This window comes from Arenimonas sp., from assembly GCF_047602345.1.
Lineage (GTDB): Bacteria > Pseudomonadota > Gammaproteobacteria > Xanthomonadales > Xanthomonadaceae > Arenimonas.
Map to the genome: position 1 here is coordinate 306,507 of NZ_JASGHN010000004.1, position 18,416 is coordinate 324,922.

Sequence of the window (18,416 nt, forward strand, 5' to 3'; positions counted from 1 at the left end):
ATGAAGATTTCCAAGCGTTACAAGGCCATGCAGGCCACCGTCGTTCCGGGCAAGGCCTACGCGATCGACGAAGCCCTGAAGATCGTGCAGGGCAATGCCAAGTCCAAGTTCGCCGAATCGGTCGATGTGGCCATTCGCCTCGGCGTCGATGCCAAGAAGTCGGACCAGCAGGTGCGTGGTTCGACCGTGCTGCCGGCCGGCACCGGCAAGACCGTGCGCGTGGCAGTGTTCTGCCCGGCAGGCGCCAAGGCCGATGAAGCCCTGGCCGCTGGCGCCGACGTCGTCGGCATGGACGACCTTGCCGAGAAGATGCTCGGCGGCGACATCAATTACGACGTCGTTATCGCGACGCCGGACGCGATGCGCGTGGTCGGCAAGCTGGGTCAGGTCCTCGGTCCGCGCGGCCTGATGCCGAACCCGAAGGTCGGCACGGTTTCGCCGGACGCCGCTGGCGCCGTGCGCAATGCGAAGGCCGGTCAGGTGCGTTACCGCACCGACAAGGCGGGCATCATCCACTGCACGATCGGCAAGGCCAACTTCGAAGCCAGCGCGCTCAGCAACAACCTGCATGCGCTTCTGGCCGACCTGATCAAGGCCAAGCCGTCCTCGGCCAAGGGCCAGTACCTGCAGAAGATCTCGTTGAGCTCGACGATGGGCGTCGGCGTGATCATCGACCAGGCCTCGCTGAGCCTCGCCAAGTAATCGTTTTCCCTAGCCCGGATGCTGTCCCGGCCGGGTGTGTTTTTCGCACGGACGGGAGTGTCGCCCCGGCCGGAAGATTTTGAAGGCGCCCGCAACGAGAGATCGAAGCGGGAGCCATCAAAGACCGCAGGTGCGGTCAGCGCGTGACGACGTCGGGCATGGATGCACGACTGGCAAGGAATCGCCGTCGCCACTAGCGGGATCGCTTAATGCAGGTTTCCTCGGAAACCGGGCCTGCGTAGATGGTGCAGCCTCTCTGGATATTGCTGGTGGATACCAGATCGGAGCAGGGCACCACGGGACGCGTGAGCGTTCCCGGCGTCGATGGATCGATGCCGTCCCCGGACCGCAAGCGACTGGAGTCGCGAGCGGAGTTCACAAGAGGAGTGCACATGGCTCTCAATCAGTCTCAGAAGCAAGAAGTAGTCGCCGAAGTCGCGGCTGTCGCCGCCAAGGCCCACTCCTTGATTGCTGCCGAGTACGCAGGCACCACGGTCTCGCAGATGACCGCGATGCGCAAGAAGGCTCGTGAATCCGGCGTGTTCTTGAAAGTTGTCAAGAACACCCTGGCTTCGCGCGCCGTTGCCGGCACCGAGTTCGAATGCGTCAAGGACGCACTGACCGGTCCGCTGTTGTATGCGTTCTCGCAGGAAGACCCCGGCGCCGCCGGTCGTCTGATCAAGGAATTCGCCAAGGGCAACGACAAGCTGCAGGCCAAGGTCGTCTCGATCGGCGGCAAGCTGTATCCAGCAACCCATATGGAAGTGCTGGCTTCGCTGCCGACCCGCGAGCAGGCCCTGGCCATGCTGGCGCGCGCCCTGTCCGAACCGGCGGCGATGTTCGCCCGCGCGGTCAAGGCCGTGGCCGACAAGCAAGGTGGCGGCGAAGCCGCGGCCGAAGCTTGATGCCTTCGCGAACCTATCCCACCGATACCAGTAATCAAATCCAGAGGTAATCAACAATGTCCCTTTCCAACGAACAGATCGTCGACGCGATCGCCAGCAAGACCCTGATGGAAGTGATGGAGCTCGTCCGCGCCATCGAAGAGAAGTTCGGCGTATCCGCCGCTGCCCCGGTCGCCATGGCCGCCGGTCCGGCCGCCGCCGCCGCTCCGGTGGAAGAGCAGACCGAGTTCACCGTCGTCCTGAAGTCCTCGGGCGAAAAGAAGGTCGAAGTCATCAAGGTCGTCCGCGCCATCACCGGCCTGGGCCTGAAGGAAGCCAAGGACCTCACCGAAGCCGGTGGCGTCGTCAAGGAAGCCGTGTCGAAGGACGATGCTGCAAAGTTCAAGAAGGACCTGGAAGCGGCCGGCGCTACGGTCGAAGTCAAGTAAGCGACGCGTTGCGTCGCCCGCTTGCACAGGCGAACCGGAGGCTGGGGACGTAAGTCCCCGGCCTTTGGCTGTTGTACCGGACTCCGTTCGCGGAGCCCGTCGAAGCGAGTTGACAGTCGGAAGTAGCGGGAGAAGGCGTGCTGGTGCCGGCAATACCAGCGACTTCCCACTGGCAATTCATCGTTCCTCCTGGGCTCGGGCCGCCGACATGCGGCCCATCGCCGCTTGGCGATCCCGCCCATCAGTCATACGAGGCGATAGTTCACCATGACGTATTCCTTCACCGAAAAGAAGCGTATCCGCAAGGACTTCGGCAAGCGCCGCGCGGTCCTTGACGTGCCCTACCTGCTGGCGATCCAGATGGACTCGTACCGCGAGTTCCTGCAGGAAACCATCATCGGCGGCAAACGCGAAGACCGGGGCCTGCACGCCGCCCTGAAGTCGGTGTTCCCCATCAGCAGCTATTCGGGCAATGCCGCGCTCGAATACGTTAGCTACAAGCTCGGCGAACCTCCCTTCGACGAGCGCGAGTGCCGCAACCGCGGCCTGACCTTCGGCGCGCCGTTGCGCGTGACCGTGCGCCTCGTGATCTACGATCGCGAGTCGTCGACGAAGGCGATCAAGTACGTCAAGGAGCAGGAAGTCTACATGGGCGAACTGCCGCTCATGACCGACAACGGCACCTTCATCGTCAATGGCACCGAGCGCGTCATCGTCTCGCAGCTGCATCGTTCGCCGGGCGTGTTCTTCGACCACGACCGCGGCAAGACGCACAGCTCGGGCAAGCTGCTGTACAGCGCCCGCATCATCCCCTACCGCGGCTCCTGGCTCGATTTCGAATTCGACCCGAAGGATTGCGTGTTCACCCGTATCGACCGTCGCCGCAAGCTGCCGGTCACCATCCTGCTGCGCGCGCTCGGCTACAACAACGAGCAGATCCTCAAGCAGTTCTTCGACATCAACACCTTCCATATCGCCAAGAAGGACGGCGTCGAACTCGAGCTGGTGCCGGAACGCCTGCGCGGCGAGACCTTGAACTTCGACCTCGTGATCGGCGGCAAGGTCATCGTCGAAGCCGGCAAGCGCATCACCGCTCGCCACGTGAAGCAGCTCGAGCAGGCCTCGATCAAGACGCTGGAAGTGCCGGACGAATACCTCGTCGGCCGCATCCTCGCGCACGACGTGGTCGACACCAAGACCGGCGAACTGCTGGCCGTGGCCAACGAAGAGCTCAACGAGACCAGCCTGGCCAAGCTGCGCAAGGCCGGCGTCGACTCGATCGGCACGCTGTGGGTGAACGACCTCGACCGTGGCCCGTACATTTCCAACACGCTGCGCATCGACCCGAGCAAGACCCAACTCGAGGCCCTGGTCGAGATCTACCGCATGATGCGTCCGGGCGAGCCGCCGACCAAGGAAGCCGCGCTCAACCTGTTCTACAACCTGTTCTTCACCTTCGAGCGCTACGACCTCTCGGCCGTGGGTCGCATGAAGTTCAACCGCCGCGTCGGCCGCAAGGCCACGACCGGCGCCTCGATCCTCTACGACTACCAGTACTTCAAGGACCGTAGCGACGATACGTCCAAGAACCTGGTGGCCGAGCTCGGCGAAAGCTCGGACATCCTCGAAGTCATCCGTACCCTTTGCGAAATCCGCAACGGTCGCGGCGTCGTCGACGATATCGACCATCTCGGCAACCGGCGCGTGCGCTCGGTCGGCGAAATGGCCGAGAACGTCTTCCGCGTCGGTCTCGTTCGCGTCGAGCGCGCCGTCAAGGAGCGCCTGTCGCTGGCCGAGTCGGAAGGCCTGACCCCGCAGGAACTGATCAATGCCAAGCCGGTGGCGGCGGCGATCAAGGAGTTCTTCGGCTCCTCGCAGCTCTCGCAGTTCATGGACCAGAACAACCCGCTGTCGGAAGTCACGCACAAGCGTCGCGTGTCGGCCCTCGGCCCGGGCGGCCTGACGCGCGAACGCGCCGGCTTCGAAGTGCGCGACGTGCACCCGACCCATTACGGTCGCGTCTGCACCATCGAGACGCCGGAAGGCCCGAACATCGGCCTGATCAATTCGCTGGCGGTCTATGCGCGTTCCAACAAGTACGGCTTCCTCGAGACGCCGTACCGAAAGGTCGTCGATGGCAAGGTCACCGATACCGTCGAGTTCCTGTCGGCGATCGAAGAGCACGAGTACGCGATCGCGCAGGCGAACGCCGAACTGAACAAAGACCGCAGCTTCATCGCGCCCTTCGTTCCCTGTCGCTTCCAGGGCGAAACCCTGCTTAAGCCGCCGGTAGAGATCCAGTACATGGACGTCTCGCCGATGCAGTCGGTATCGGTCGCGGCCGCTCTCGTGCCCTTCATCGAGCACGACGACGCCAACCGCGCGCTGATGGGCGCCAACATGCAGCGCCAGGCCGTGCCGACGCTGAAGTCGCAGAAGCCGCTGGTCGGTACGGGTATCGAGCGCGCCGTGGCGCGCGACTCGGGCGTGACGGTTAACGCCAAGCGTGGCGGTGTCGTCGACCAGGTCGACGCCGGCCGCATCGTCGTTCGCGCGCACGAGAAGGAAGTGGGCGCCAACGACGCCGGCGTGGATATCTACACGTTGGTCAAGTACACCCGATCCAACCAGAACACCTGCATCAACCAGACTCCGCTGGTGCGCGTGGGCGACAAGGTCGAGCGCGGCGACGTGCTGGCCGACGGTCCGTCCACCGACATCGGCGAACTGGCGCTCGGCCAGAACATGCTGGTCGCGTTCATGCCGTGGAACGGCTACAACTTCGAAGACTCGATCCTGCTCTCCGAGCGCGTGGTCGAGGAAGATCGTTACACGACGATCCATATCGAAGAGCTGACCTGCGTTGCGCGCGATACCAAGCTGGGTCCGGAAGAAATCACCGCCGACATTCCCAACGTGTCCGAGCAGGCGCTCGGCCGCCTCGACGAATCCGGCGTGGTCTACATCGGCGCCGAAGTGCGTGCCGGCGACATCATGGTCGGCAAGGTTACGCCGAAGGGCGAGAGCCAGCTGACGCCGGAAGAGAAGCTGCTTCGCGCCATCTTCGGCGAGAAGGCTTCGGACGTTAAGGACAGCTCCTTGCGCGTTCCGCCGGGCATGGACGGCACCGTCATCGACGTGCAGGTCTTCACCCGCGACGGCATCGAGAAGGACAAGCGTGCGCGCCAGATCGAGGAAACCGAGATCCGTCGCGTCAAGAAGGACTTCGACGACCAGTTCCGCATCCTGGAAGGCGCCATCTATGCGCGCTTGCGTGCCCAGATCGTCGGTAAGGTCGCCAATGGCGGTCCGGCCGGCCTGAAGAAGGGCGCGGAAATCACGCACGACTTCCTGGACGGCCTGAAGAAGGACGATTGGTTCGCGATCCGCATGAAGGACGAGGACGCCTCCGAGTTCGTCGAGAACGCGCAGAAGCAGATCGAGGCCCACAAGGCCGAGTTCGAAAAGCGCTTCACCGACAAGCGCGGCAAGATCACCCAGGGCGACGACCTCGCACCGGGCGTGCTGAAGATGGTCAAGGTCTACCTGGCCGTGAAGCGCCGCATCCAGCCGGGCGACAAGATGGCCGGCCGCCACGGCAACAAGGGTGTCGTCTCGACCATCGTTCCTGTCGAGGACATGCCTTACATGGCCGATGGCCGCACGGTCGACATCGTGCTCAATCCGCTCGGCGTGCCGAGCCGAATGAACATCGGTCAGATCCTCGAGGTGCATCTGGGCTGGGCCGCCAAGGGCCTGGGCCAGAAGATCCAGCGCATGCTGGAGGCGCGCGAGAAGATCGCTGAACTGCGCAAGTTCCTCGACCAGATCTACAACCACGACAAGAAGACGCACGTGCCGCGCGTCGACCTCGAGCAGTTCAACGACGAGGAGCTGCTGCGCCTCGCCGGCAACCTGACCGACGGCGTGCCGATGGCAACGCCGGTGTTCGACGGCGCCAACGAGGACGAGATCAAGGCGATGCTGCGCCTGGCCGAGCTTCCGGAGTCCGGCCAGACCACGTTGTTCGACGGTCGTACCGGCGAAGCCTTCGATCGCTCCGTGACGGTCGGCTACATGCACATGCTCAAGCTGAACCACCTCGTCGACGACAAGATGCACGCGCGTTCGACCGGTCCGTACTCGCTCGTCACCCAGCAGCCGCTGGGCGGCAAGGCGCAGTTCGGCGGCCAGCGCTTCGGCGAAATGGAAGTCTGGGCACTGGAAGCCTATGGCGCCGCCTACACCCTGCAGGAAATGCTGACGGTGAAGTCGGACGACGTGCAGGGCCGCAACGCCATGTACAAGAACATCGTCGACGGCGAGCACGAAATGGTGGCCGGCATGCCGGAGTCCTTCAACGTCCTGGTCAAGGAAATCCGTTCGCTCGCGATCAACATCGAGCTGGACGAGAAGTGATCGGCGCCGGAACTGGAGAATCTAAATGAAAGATCTACTGAATCTGTTCAACCAGCAGCGTCAGACGCTGGATTTCGACGCCATCAAGATCGGCCTGGCCTCGCCCGACCTGATCCGTAGCTGGTCGTTCGGCGAAGTCAAGAAGCCGGAAACGATCAACTACCGCACCTTCAAGCCGGAGCGTGATGGTCTGTTCTGCGCCGCCATCTTCGGCCCGATCAAGGACTACGAGTGCCTGTGCGGCAAGTACAAGCGCATGAAGCACCGTGGCGTGGTCTGCGAGAAGTGCGGCACGGAAGTGACGCTGGCCAAGGTGCGCCGCGAGCGCATGGGCCACATCGAACTGGCTTCGCCGGTCGCGCACATCTGGTTCCTGAAGTCGCTGCCCTCGCGCATCGGCCTGATGTTGGACATGACGCTGCGCGACATCGAGCGCATCCTGTACTTCGAAGCCTACGTGGTGATCGAGCCCGGCCTGACCACGCTCGAGAAGGGGCAGCTGCTGACCGAAGAGCAGTTCCTGACCGCGCGCCAGGAGCATGGCGACGATTTCGACGCCCTGATGGGTGCCGAGGCCGTGCACCAGCTGCTGCGTTCGCTCGACCTGCATAGCGAGGTCGCGCGCTTGAAGGAGGAGATCGCCTCGACGAACTCCGAGACCAAGCTCAAGCGCCTGACCAAGCGCATCAAGCTGTGCGAAGCCTTCCTGGAGTCGGGCAACCGTCCGGAATGGATGGTAATGACGGTGCTTCCGGTGCTGCCGCCGGACCTGCGCCCGCTGGTGCCGCTGGACGGCGGCCGTTTCGCCACGTCCGACCTGAACGATCTCTATCGTCGCGTCATCAACCGCAACAACCGCCTCAAGCGCCTGCTCGAGCTCGATGCGCCGGACATCATCGTGCGCAACGAGAAGCGCATGTTGCAGGAAGCGGTCGATGCCCTCATGGACAACGGCCGTCGCGGTCGCGCCATCACCGGTACGAACAAGCGCCCGCTCAAGTCGCTGGCCGACATGATCAAGGGCAAGCAGGGTCGCTTCCGCCAGAACCTGCTCGGCAAGCGCGTCGACTACTCGGGCCGTTCGGTCATCGTGGTCGGACCGACCCTGCGTCTGCACGAATGCGGGCTGCCGAAGAAGATGGCGTTGGAGCTGTTCAAGCCCTTCATCTTCGCCAAACTGCAGCGCCGTGGCCTCGCCACGACGATCAAGGCGGCCAAGAAGCTGGTCGAACGCGAAGAGCCGATGGTGTGGGACATCCTCGAAGAGGTGATCCGCGAGCATCCGGTCCTGCTGAACCGCGCGCCGACCCTGCACCGCCTCGGCATCCAGGCGTTCGAGCCCGTGCTGATCGAGGGCAAGGCCATCCAGCTGCACCCGCTGGTCTGCACCGCGTTCAACGCCGACTTCGACGGTGACCAGATGGCCGTGCACGTGCCGCTGTCGCTGGAAGCCCAGCTGGAAGCGCGCGCATTGATGATGTCGTCGAACAACATCCTCAGCCCGGCCAACGGCGAGCCGATCATCGTGCCGTCGCAGGACGTCGTGCTGGGCCTGTACTACATGACCCGCGCCCTCGAGAACAAGAAGGGCGAGGGCATGGCCTTTGCCAACGTCGCCGAAGTCAAGCGCGCCTACGACAACCGCGTCGTCGAGCTGCATGCCAAGGTCAAGGTACGCCTGCACCTGATCGAGCAGGATGAGTCCGGCAATCGCGTCGAGAAGAAGCAGATCGTGGACACCACGGTCGGCCGCGCCTTGCTCGCCGAGATCATTCCGGAAGGCTTGCCGTTCTCCTTCGTCAACACCGAGCTGACCAAGAAGAACATCAGCCGCCTGATCAACACCAGCTACCGCATGCTCGGCCTCAAGCCGACGGTGATCTTCGCCGACCAGCTGATGTACACCGGCTTCGCCTACGCGACTCGCGCAGGCGTGTCGATCGGCATCGACGACATGATCATCCCGGCCGAGAAGAAGGGCATCCTCGGCGAGGCCGAGAAGGAAGTGCTCGACATCCAGGAGCAGTACCAGAGCGGTCTGGTCACGGCCGGCGAACGCTACAACAAGGTCGTCGACATCTGGTCGCGTACCAACGAGCGCATCGCGAAGGCGATGATGGATACCATCGGTACCGACAAGGTGGCCAATGCCAAGGGCGAGATGGTCGACCAGAAGTCGATGAACTCGATCTACATCATGGCCGACTCCGGCGCCCGCGGTTCGCAGGCCCAGATCCGCCAGCTCGCCGGTATGCGCGGCCTGATGGCCAAGCCGGACGGCTCGATCATCGAGACGCCGATCACGGCGAACTTCCGCGAAGGCCTGAACGTGCTGCAGTACTTCATCTCGACCCACGGCGCTCGTAAGGGCCTCGCGGATACCGCGCTGAAGACCGCCAACTCGGGTTACCTCACCCGTCGCCTGGTCGACGTGGCGCAGGACGTGGTCGTCACCGAAACCGACTGCGGCACGGTGCATGGTCTGACCATGACGCCGATCGTCGAAGGCGGCGATGTGGTCGAGCCTCTGCGCGATCGCGTTCTTGGCCGCATGGTCGTCGAAGACGTCTATCTGCCGGGCAACGACGAAGAACCGATCGTGACCCGCAACACCCTGCTCGACGAGAAGTGGGTGGACAAGCTGGAAGCGGCGGGCGTGCAACTGATCAAGGTCCGTTCGTCGATCACCTGCGAAAGCACGTTCGGCGTCTGCGCGCATTGCTACGGTCGCGACTTGGGTCGCGGCCATCTGGTCAACCACGGCGAAGCGGTCGGCGTCGTCGCTGCCCAGTCGATCGGCGAACCCGGCACGCAGCTGACGATGCGTACGTTCCACATCGGTGGTGCTGCGTCGCGAGCCGCCGCCATCGACAACATCACGGTCAAGACCACCGGCACGATCAAGTTCAACAACCTCAAGTTCGTGCAGCACGCCAACGGCAACCTGGTGGCGGTCTCGCGTTCGGGCGAACTGTCCGTACTCGACCTGACCGGTCGCGAGCGCGAGCGCTACAAGCTGGCCTATGGCGCCGTCATCAGCGTCAAGGACGGCGCATCGATCAAGGCGGGTCAGCAGGTCGCCAACTGGGATCCGCATAACCATCCGATCGTGTCGGAAGTGGCCGGTTTCGTCCGCTTCGTCGACTTCATCGATGGCGTCACCGTGATCGAGAAGATCGACGAACTCACCGGCCTGGCGTCGCGCGAGATCACCGATCCGAAGCGTCGTGGTTCGGCCGGCAAGGACCTGCGTCCGATCGTCCGCATCGTCGATGGCAAGGGCAACGACCTGACCATCCCGGGTACCGATCTGCCGGCGCAGTACCTGCTGCCGCCGCGTTCGATCGTCAACCTGCAGGACGGCGCTCCGGTGGGCGTCGGCGACGTCGTTACCAAGGTGCCGCAGGAAGCGTCGAAGACGCGCGACATCACCGGTGGTCTGCCGCGCGTGGCCGACCTGTTCGAAGCGCGCAAGCCGAAGGATCCCGCGATCCTGGCCGAGCGTTCGGGCATCGTCAGCTTCGGCAAGGACACCAAGGGCAAGCAGCGCCTGATCATCAAGGACACCGACGGCAACGAGCACGAGGAGCTGATCCCGAAGTACCGCCAGATCATCGTGTTCGAAGGCGAGCATGTGGAGAAGGGCGAGACGATCGTCGACGGCGAGCCGAATCCGCAGGACATCCTGCGCCTGCTCGGCGTCGAGCCGCTGGCCGCTTACCTGGTGAAGGAAATCCAGGACGTCTATCGCCTGCAGGGCGTGAAGATCAACGACAAGCACATCGAAACGATCGTTCGTCAGATGCTGCGCAAGGTCGAGATCACCGACGGCGGCGACACCCGTTACATGGCGGGTGAGCAGGTCGACCGCTTCCGCCTGATCGACGAGAACGCCAAGGTCGCCGGCAAGAACGGTATTCCGGGCAAGCACGATCCGGTGCTGCTCGGCATCACCAAGGCCTCGTTGGCGACGGAGTCGTTCATTTCGGCGGCGTCCTTCCAGGAAACCACGCGTGTTCTGACCGAAGCCGCCGTTCGCGGCACTCGCGACACCCTGCGTGGCCTGAAGGAAAACGTCATCGTGGGCCGCCTGATCCCCGCGGGTACCGGCTTGGCGTATCACAACAAGCGTCGTCAGGCCGAATCCGGCCTCACCGATGCGGATCTGGAAGCGCTGCGTGGCGTCTCGCTTACGACCGAGACGCAGCCGGAAGAGACCCACTCCGAGGAGTGAGTCCGGGCCGTGATGGATGGGCGGGGTGACCCGCTCATCTATCGGCTTGAGTTTTCAGGGAATATCACCGCGAAATGAGACGCAGGATGCGTCTCGTGTTCGACCCAGGGAGGGGTGGCATGACGGTCCGTCGGTTTGACAGGTTGTCTTAACGCCCCTTATACTTTTCTGTCTCAGTAGGCCGAGTTTCTCGGCCTGCATTTTTTTCATCCAAGGTTCTCTCCACGTATGGCGACGATCAACCAGCTGGTCCGCAAGCCGCGGCAGCCCAATACCTACAAGAGCGCCTCCCCGGCGCTGGCCAACTGCCCGCAGCGTCGTGGCGTGTGCACCCGCGTGTACACCACCACGCCGAAGAAGCCGAACTCGGCCCTGCGCAAGGTTGCCAAGGTCCGTCTGACCAATGGCTTCGAGGTCATTTCCTACATCGGTGGCGAAGGCCACAACCTGCAGGAGCACTCCGTGGTGCTGATCCGCGGCGGTCGCGTCAAGGACCTGCCGGGCGTGCGCTACCACACCGTGCGCGGTTCGCTCGATGCCTCCGGCGTCGCCAAGCGCCGCCAGAGTCGCTCCAAGTACGGCGCGAAGCGTCCGAAGTCCTAAGCGGCTCGCGTTTCGTTCCAACTCCGATCTTTTCAAATTAGGCACGCATCATGTCCCGTAAAGGTTCGCCCGGTACCCGTTCCGTTCTTCCTGATCCGAAACACGGAAGCGAAGTCGTCGCCCGTTTCATCAACATGGTGATGAAGAGCGGCAAGAAGTCCATCGCCGAGAAGATTGTCTATGGCGCCATGGACGTCATCGGCGAAAAGAACGCCGATGCGCTCGCCCTCGTCGAGAAGGCGCTGGGCAACGTCGCCCCGGCGGTCGAGGTCAAGTCCCGCCGCGTCGGCGGCGCGACCTATCAGGTTCCGGTCGAAGTGCGTTCCTCCCGCCGTACCGCCCTGGCCATGCGCTGGGTGATCGAATCCGCTCGCAAGCGCGGCGAGAACAGCATGCCGCGCAAGCTCGCGGCCGAGCTGCTCGAGGCGTCGGAAAATCGTGGCGGCGCCGTCAAGAAGCGCGAAGAAACGCACCGCATGGCGGAGGCCAACAAGGCCTTCTCGCATTACCGCTGGTAAACCCAGGGAAGGATTTCTACCGTGGCACGCACCACCCCAATCGAGCGTTACCGCAACTTCGGCATCATGGCCCACATCGATGCCGGTAAGACCACCACGTCCGAACGCATCCTGTTCTACACCGGCGTCAGCCACAAGATCGGCGAAGTGCACGAAGGTGCTGCGACGATGGACTGGATGGAGCAGGAGCAGGAGCGCGGCATCACCATTACGTCGGCCGCGACGACCGCGTTCTGGAAGGGCATGGACAAGTCCCTGCCCGAGCATCGCTTCAACATCATCGACACCCCGGGACACGTCGACTTCACCATCGAAGTCGAGCGCTCCCTGCGCGTGCTCGATGGCGCCGTGTTCGTTCTGTGCGCCGTCGGTGGCGTGCAGCCGCAGTCCGAGACCGTGTGGCGCCAGGCCAACAAGTACTCGGTGCCGCGCATGGCGTTCGTCAACAAGATGGACCGCACCGGTGCCAATTTCGACAAGGTCGTCGAGCAGCTGAAGTCGCGTCTCGGCGCGTATGCCGTGCCGATGCAGGTGCCGATCGGCGCCGAGGACGGTTTCGAGGGCGTGGTCGATCTGCTCAAGATGAAGGCCATCCATTGGGATGTCGCTTCGCAGGGCACCAAGTTCGAGTACCGCGACATTCCGGCCGATCTTCAGGACAAGGCCGTCGCTGCGCGCAACTTCATGATCGAAGCCGCCGCTGAAGCGTCGGAAGAGCTCATGGAGAAGTATCTCAACGACGGCGAGCTGACCGAGGCCGAAGTCATCGCGGGCCTTCGCGAGCGCACCCTGCGCGTCGAGATCGTGCCGGTGTTCTGCGGCTCGGCCTTCAAGAACAAGGGCGTGCAGGCCATGCTCGACGGCGTGATCAACCTGCTGCCGTCGCCGGCCGATCGTCCGCCGGTGCAGGGCATCGACGAGAACGAGAAGGAAGACAGCCGCAAGGCGTCCGACACCGAGCCGTTCTCCGCGCTCGCGTTCAAGATCATGACCGATCCGTTCGTCGGTTCGCTGACCTTCTTCCGCGTCTACTCGGGCGTGCTCAACTCCGGCGACCAGGTGTACAGCCCGGTCAAGTCGAAGAAGGAGCGCGTGGGCCGCATCCTGCAGATGCACGCCAATCAGCGCGACGAGATCAAGGAAGTCCGTGCGGGCGACATCGCTGCCGCAGTCGGTCTGAAGGATGTCACCACGGGCGACACGCTGTGCTCGATGGATCACATCATCACCCTGGAACGCATGATCTTCCCGGAGCCCGTCATTTCGATGGCGGTCGAGCCGAAGACCAAGTCCGACCAGGAGAAGATGGGTATCGCCCTCGGCCGCCTGGCCCAGGAAGATCCTTCGTTCCGCGTTCGTACCGACGAAGAGTCCGGCCAGACCATCATCGCCGGCATGGGCGAGCTTCACCTGGAAATCCTCGTTGATCGCATGAAGCGCGAATTCAACGTCGAAGCCAACGTCGGCAAGCCGCAGGTGGCTTACCGCGAGACCATCCGCAAGGCGGTCAAGCAGGAAGGCAAGTTCGTGCGCCAGTCGGGCGGTCGCGGCCAGTACGGCCACATCGTCATCGAGATGGAGCCGCAGGAACGTGGCGCCGGCTACTCTTTCGAGAACGCCATCGTCGGCGGCGTGGTTCCGAAGGAATACGTCACCGCGGCGGGCAAGGGTATCGAAGAGGCCATGAAGAATGGCGTGCTCGCCGGCTACCCGGTCGTCGATATCAAGATCAAGGCGGTCGATGGTTCGTACCACGACGTCGACTCGAACGAAATGGCCTTCAAGGTCGCGGGTTCGATGGGTTTCAAGGAAGGTTTCGGCAAGGCCAGCCCGGTCCTGCTCGAGCCGATCATGAAGGTCGAGATCGTGACGCCGGAAGACTATCTGGGCGACGTGATGGGCGACGTCAGTCGTCGTCGCGGCATCCTGCAGGGTTCCGACGAAAGCCCGTCCGGTAAGCTGATCAACGCGATGGTGCCGCTGGGCGAAATGTTCGGTTACGCCACCTCGCTGCGCTCGATGTCGCAGGGTCGCGCCACGTTCACGATGGAATTCGACCACTACGCCGAGGCGCCGGCCAACATCGCCGAAGCCGTGATCAAGAAATCCTGATCCGCCGCGGTCAAACAAGATTGAATCAACTGTAATTATTCAAGGTATAGAGACATGTCCAAGGGCAAGTTCGAGCGCACCAAGCCCCACGTGAACGTGGGCACGATTGGTCACGTGGACCATGGCAAGACGACGCTGACGGCGGCGCTGACGAAGATCGGCGCGGAGCGTTTCGGCGGTGAGTTCAAGGCGTACGACCAGATCGACGCGGCGCCGGAAGAGAAGGCGCGCGGCATCACGATCTCGACGGCGCACGTGGAATACGAAAGCCCGACGCGCCACTACGCGCACGTGGACTGCCCGGGCCACGCCGACTACGTGAAGAACATGATCACGGGTGCGGCGCAGATGGACGGCGCGATCCTGGTGTGCTCGGCGGCGGACGGCCCGATGCCGCAGACGCGCGAGCACATCCTGCTGGCCCGTCAGGTCGGCGTGCCGTACATCGTGGTGTTCATGAACAAGGCGGACATGGTCGACGACGCCGAGCTGCTGGAGCTCGTCGAGATGGAGATCCGCGAGCTGCTGTCGAAGTACAACTTCCCGGGCGACGATACGCCGATCGTGAAGGGTTCGGCGCTCAAGGCGCTGGAAGGCGACCAGTCGGAGATTGGCGTGCCGGCGATCCTGAAGCTGGTGGACGCGCTGGACACGTACATCCCGGAGCCGGTGCGCGACGTGGACAAGGCGTTCCTGATGCCGGTGGAAGACGTGTTCTCGATCTCGGGTCGCGGCACGGTGGTCACGGGTCGTATCGAGCGCGGCATCATCAAGGTGGGCGACGAAATCGAGATCGTGGGCATCCGTCCGACGGTCAAGACGACGGTGACGGGCGTTGAGATGTTCCGCAAGCTGCTGGACCAGGGCCAGGCGGGCGACAACGCGGGCCTGCTGCTGCGCGGCACCAAGCGCGACGAAGTCGAGCGCGGTCAGGTGCTGTGCAAGCCGGGTTCGATCTCGCCGCACACGGACTTCGAGGCCGAGGTGTATGTGCTGTCGAAGGACGAGGGTGGTCGTCATACGCCGTTCTTCAAGGGCTACCGCCCGCAGTTCTACTTCCGCACGACGGACGTGACGGGCGCTTGCCAGCTGCCGGAAGGCGTGGAGATGGTGATGCCGGGCGACAACGTGAAGATGGTGGTGAGCCTGATTGCCCCGATCGCGATGGACGAAGGCCTGCGCTTTGCGATCCGCGAGGGCGGCCGCACGGTCGGCGCCGGCGTGGTGGCCAAGATCATCAAGTAAGACTAGGGCGTGGCCTTCGGGCCAGCCCGAAAGCGGTATCGCCGCCCCTTTGGGCGGCCCAAACACGAAATGAGGGGCAGGATGCGCCTCGTGTTCGTTTCCCCGGGATGGGGTAGAGCTGACCGGCCTTGTATTGACAGGGCCGTTTAACACGCTCTATACTTTCCAGCTCGGTGAGCCCTTCGTGGCTCACCGCGGCTTTTCAGGGGAACCGGGCTCAAGTTCCTGTTCCCGACGCTCTTTCATCCAAAGGATATTCGCCATGGCGGATCAGAAAATCCGAATTCGGCTGAAAGCCTACGATCATCGTCTGATTGATCGTTCGGCCAGCGAAATCGTCGAAACGGCCAAGCGGACCGGCGCCCAAGTGCGCGGCCCCATTCCGCTGCCGACCAAGATCGAACGCTATACCGTGCTGGTGTCGCCGCACGTCGATAAAGACGCGCGTGACCAGTACGAGACCCGCACCCACAAGCGCGTGCTGGACATCGTAGACCCCAACGACAAGACCGTTGACGCGCTCATGAAGCTCGAGCTCGCGGCGGGCGTCGATGTCCAGATCAAGCTGACCTGAGGTGACGGACATGACTATCGGAATCATTGGCCGCAAGGCCGGCATGAGCCGCGTGTTCACCGATGACGGTCGTTCCGTCCCGGTCACGCTGATCGAAGCCACTCCCAATCGCATCACCCAGATCAAGACCCAGGAAACCGACGGCTACAGCGCCGTGCAGGTCACCGCTGGCGCCAAGCGCGCTGCGCTGATCGGCAAGCCGCTCGCCGGCCATTACGCGAAGGCCAAGGTCGAGGCCGGTCGTGGCCTGTGGGAATTCCGCGTCGATGCCAAGGATCTGGGCAACTATCAGATCGGCGGCGAAATCAAAGCGGACATCTTCAGTGTCGGCCAGATCGTCGACGTCCAGGGCGTGACCAAGGGCAAGGGTTTCCAGGGCACGATCAAGCGCTGGAACTTCACCATGGGCGACGCTACCCACGGTAACTCGCTGTCGCATCGCTCGCCGGGCTCCATCGGCCAGCGCCAGACGCCGGGCCGCGTGTTCCCGGGCAAGAAGATGTCCGGTCACATGGGTGCGGTGAATCAGAGCACGCAGAACCTCGAAGTGGTCAAGGTCGACGCCGAGCGCGGCCTGATCGCGATCAAGGGTGCCGTGCCGGGTGCGCCGGGTGGCGACGTCGTCGTCCGTCCGGGCACGAAGGGTTGAGGAGTCAAGACATGGAACTCGCCGTCATTGGTAGCGGGGCGAAGCTGTCGGTTTCCGACAGCGTTTTCGACCGCGAATTCAGCAAGGATCTCGTGCATCAGGTCGTCGTTGCGTTCCGCAACGCCGGTCGCGCCGGTACGAAGGCCCAGCTGACGCGCTCGGAAGTCTCGGGCACCACGAAGAAATTCAAGAAGCAGAAGGGCGGTGGCGCCCGTCACGGTGACTATCGCGCCCCGATCTTCATCGGCGGTGGCGTCACGTTCGCCGCCAAGCCGCGCAGCTTCGAGCAGAAGGTCAACCGCAAGATGTACCGCGGCGCTCTCTGCGCGATCCTTTCCGAGCTGAATCGTCAGGGCCGCCTGTCGGTCGTCGAGCAGTTCGAAGTCGCCGAAGCCAAGACCAAGGGTCTGGTCGGCAAGCTGAAGGAAATGGGCCTGTCCGAGCGTCCGCTCATCGTCACCGAGAACGGTTCCGATGCGCTGTACCTCGCCGCCCGCAACATCCCGTACGTGCAGGTTCGCGACGTGCAGGGCCTGGATCCGGTTGCCCTCGTTGGCGCCGAGCACGTGATCATGACCGCCGAAGCGGTCAAGAAGGTCGAGGAGTGGCTGGCATGAGCAACGCGAAACTTCTCCAGGTGATCCGTGCGCCGCGCGTGTCGGAAAAGACCGTGCGCATGCAGGAAATCAACCAGTACGTCTTCGAAGTGGCGCGCGACGCGACCAAGGGCGACATCAAGTCGGCCGTGGAATCGCTGTTCAACGTCACCGTCGAAGCGGTCAACGTGGTCAACGTGAAGGGCAAGAACAAGTCCTTCCGTTTCCGCGCCGGCCGTCGTGGCGACTGGCGCAAAGCTTACGTTCGCCTGGCCGATGGCCAGACGATCGACGTGATGGCCAAGGCCTGAGGCAGAACCCATGGCACTGATTACTTTCAAACCGACTTCGCCCGGCCGTCGTTCGATGGTGCGAGTCTCCACCGCCGGCCTGTACAAGGGCGGACCGCTGGAGTCGCTGGTCGAGAAGCAGGGCAAGAGCGGCGGTCGTAACAACTACGGTCGCATCACCACCCGTCACATCGGTGGTGGCCACAAACAGCACTATCGCCTGATCGACTTCAAGCGCGACAAGGAAGGCATCCCCGCCCGCGTCGAACGCATCGAGTACGACCCGAACCGCACCGCGCATATCGCGCTGCTGTGCTATGCCGACGGCGAGCGCCGCTACATCATCGCTCCCAAGGGTCTGGCCCAGGGCGACCAGGTCATCGCCGGCAAGGACGCGCCGATCAAGGCGGGCAACACCCTGCCGCTGCGCAACATGCCGATCGGTTCGACCGTGCACTGCATCGAAATGAAGCCGGGCAAGGGCGCCCAGATCGCCCGCGCCGCCGGCGCCAGCGCGCAGCTGATCGCCCGCGATGCCGGTTACGCCACGCTGCGTCTCCGCTCCGGCGAAATGCGCCGCGTTCCGACCGATTGCCGCGCCACCATCGGTGAAGTCGGCAACGTCGAACACAACCTGGAAAAACTCGGCAAGGCCGGCGCGAAGCGCTGGCGCGGCGTCAAGCCGACCGTGCGTGGCGCTGCCATGAACCCGGTCGACCACCCGCACGGCGGCGGCGAAGCCAAGGCCGGCCAGGGCAATCCGCACCCGGTCTCCCCGTGGGGTACGCCGGCGAAGGGTTACAAGACGCGCAGCAACAAGCGCACCCAGAAGTTCATCGTGCGCGATCGCAGGGGTTGATAGGCCATGGCACGTTCTCTCAAGAAAGGCCCGTTCATTGACCATCACCTTCTCAAGAAGGTGGAGGCTCAGGGCAGCAGCAAGAAGCCGATCAAGACCTGGTCGCGTCGCTCCATGGTTCTGCCGGAGATGGTGGGTCTCACCATCGCCGTGCACAACGGCAAGGTCCATGTCCCCGTTCTGGTGAACGAGAACATGGTGGGTCACAAGCTCGGCGAATTTGCCGCTACCCGGACCTTCAAGGGTCATGGCGGCGACAAGAAAGCCGCGGCGAAGTAAGGA

The 18,416-nt window shown here is 63.4% G+C and carries 15 protein-coding genes; all 15 read left to right on the top strand.

Annotated elements, in window-relative coordinates; translation table 11 throughout:
• Positions 1–702: a 50S ribosomal protein L1 gene (gene rplA, locus QM707_RS03500; RefSeq protein WP_415000481.1), complete on the top strand. Its 702-nt coding sequence runs from the start codon at positions 1–3 to the stop codon at positions 700–702.
• 392 nt (positions 703–1,094) lie between these two features.
• The gene (rplJ, locus tag QM707_RS03505) at positions 1,095–1,607 is read left to right on the top strand and encodes a 50S ribosomal protein L10 (RefSeq protein ID WP_415000519.1); all 513 of its coding nucleotides are present in this window, start codon (positions 1,095–1,097) and stop codon (positions 1,605–1,607) included.
• A 56-nt stretch (positions 1,608–1,663) separates the two neighbouring features.
• Complete coding sequence (gene rplL / locus QM707_RS03510) at positions 1,664–2,035, top strand: 50S ribosomal protein L7/L12 (protein WP_415000482.1); 372 nt, start codon at positions 1,664–1,666, stop codon at positions 2,033–2,035.
• Between the two features lie 267 nt (positions 2,036–2,302).
• A complete protein-coding gene (gene rpoB / locus QM707_RS03515) occupies positions 2,303–6,454 on the top strand; it encodes a DNA-directed RNA polymerase subunit beta (protein ID WP_415000483.1) in 4,152 nt (1,383 codons plus the stop codon).
• A 25-nt stretch (positions 6,455–6,479) separates the two neighbouring features.
• The gene (gene rpoC, locus QM707_RS03520; RefSeq protein ID WP_415000484.1) at positions 6,480–10,688 is read left to right on the top strand and encodes a DNA-directed RNA polymerase subunit beta'; all 4,209 of its coding nucleotides are present in this window, start codon (positions 6,480–6,482) and stop codon (positions 10,686–10,688) included.
• A 228-nt stretch (positions 10,689–10,916) separates the two neighbouring features.
• A complete protein-coding gene (gene rpsL / locus QM707_RS03525) occupies positions 10,917–11,291 on the top strand; it encodes a 30S ribosomal protein S12 (RefSeq protein WP_415000485.1) in 375 nt (124 codons plus the stop codon).
• A 50-nt stretch (positions 11,292–11,341) separates the two neighbouring features.
• On the top strand, positions 11,342–11,809 hold the full coding sequence (rpsG, locus tag QM707_RS03530; RefSeq protein WP_415000486.1) for a 30S ribosomal protein S7: 468 nt from the start codon (positions 11,342–11,344) through the stop codon (positions 11,807–11,809).
• A 21-nt stretch (positions 11,810–11,830) separates the two neighbouring features.
• Entirely contained in the window at positions 11,831–13,921 is a 2,091-nt protein-coding gene (fusA, locus tag QM707_RS03535) for an elongation factor G (RefSeq protein ID WP_415000487.1), read from the top strand.
• Between the two features lie 54 nt (positions 13,922–13,975).
• Positions 13,976–15,166, top strand: coding sequence for an elongation factor Tu (gene tuf / locus QM707_RS03540; RefSeq protein WP_415000477.1), 1,191 nt, complete (start codon positions 13,976–13,978; stop codon positions 15,164–15,166).
• A gap of 262 nt (positions 15,167–15,428) precedes the next feature.
• Complete coding sequence (rpsJ, locus tag QM707_RS03545; RefSeq protein ID WP_022968186.1) at positions 15,429–15,740, top strand: 30S ribosomal protein S10; 312 nt, start codon at positions 15,429–15,431, stop codon at positions 15,738–15,740.
• Positions 15,741–15,750: 10 nt separating this feature from the next.
• On the top strand, positions 15,751–16,389 hold the full coding sequence (gene rplC, locus QM707_RS03550; RefSeq protein ID WP_415000488.1) for a 50S ribosomal protein L3: 639 nt from the start codon (positions 15,751–15,753) through the stop codon (positions 16,387–16,389).
• 11 nt (positions 16,390–16,400) lie between these two features.
• Complete coding sequence (gene rplD / locus QM707_RS03555; protein WP_415000489.1) at positions 16,401–17,006, top strand: 50S ribosomal protein L4; 606 nt, start codon at positions 16,401–16,403, stop codon at positions 17,004–17,006.
• Positions 17,003–17,296, top strand: a complete 294-nt coding sequence (gene rplW, locus QM707_RS03560; RefSeq protein WP_415000490.1) for a 50S ribosomal protein L23 — start codon at positions 17,003–17,005, stop codon at positions 17,294–17,296. Before rplD ends, rplW begins: the two co-directional genes overlap by 4 nt.
• A 10-nt stretch (positions 17,297–17,306) precedes the next feature.
• On the top strand, positions 17,307–18,134 hold the full coding sequence (rplB, locus tag QM707_RS03565) for a 50S ribosomal protein L2 (RefSeq protein WP_415000491.1): 828 nt from the start codon (positions 17,307–17,309) through the stop codon (positions 18,132–18,134).
• A gap of 6 nt (positions 18,135–18,140) precedes the next feature.
• Positions 18,141–18,413 carry a 30S ribosomal protein S19 gene (gene rpsS, locus QM707_RS03570; RefSeq protein ID WP_415000492.1) on the top strand — a complete coding sequence of 91 codons (273 nt, stop codon included), beginning with the start codon at positions 18,141–18,143 and terminating at the stop codon, positions 18,411–18,413.
• Positions 18,414–18,416: the final 3 nt, after the last annotated feature.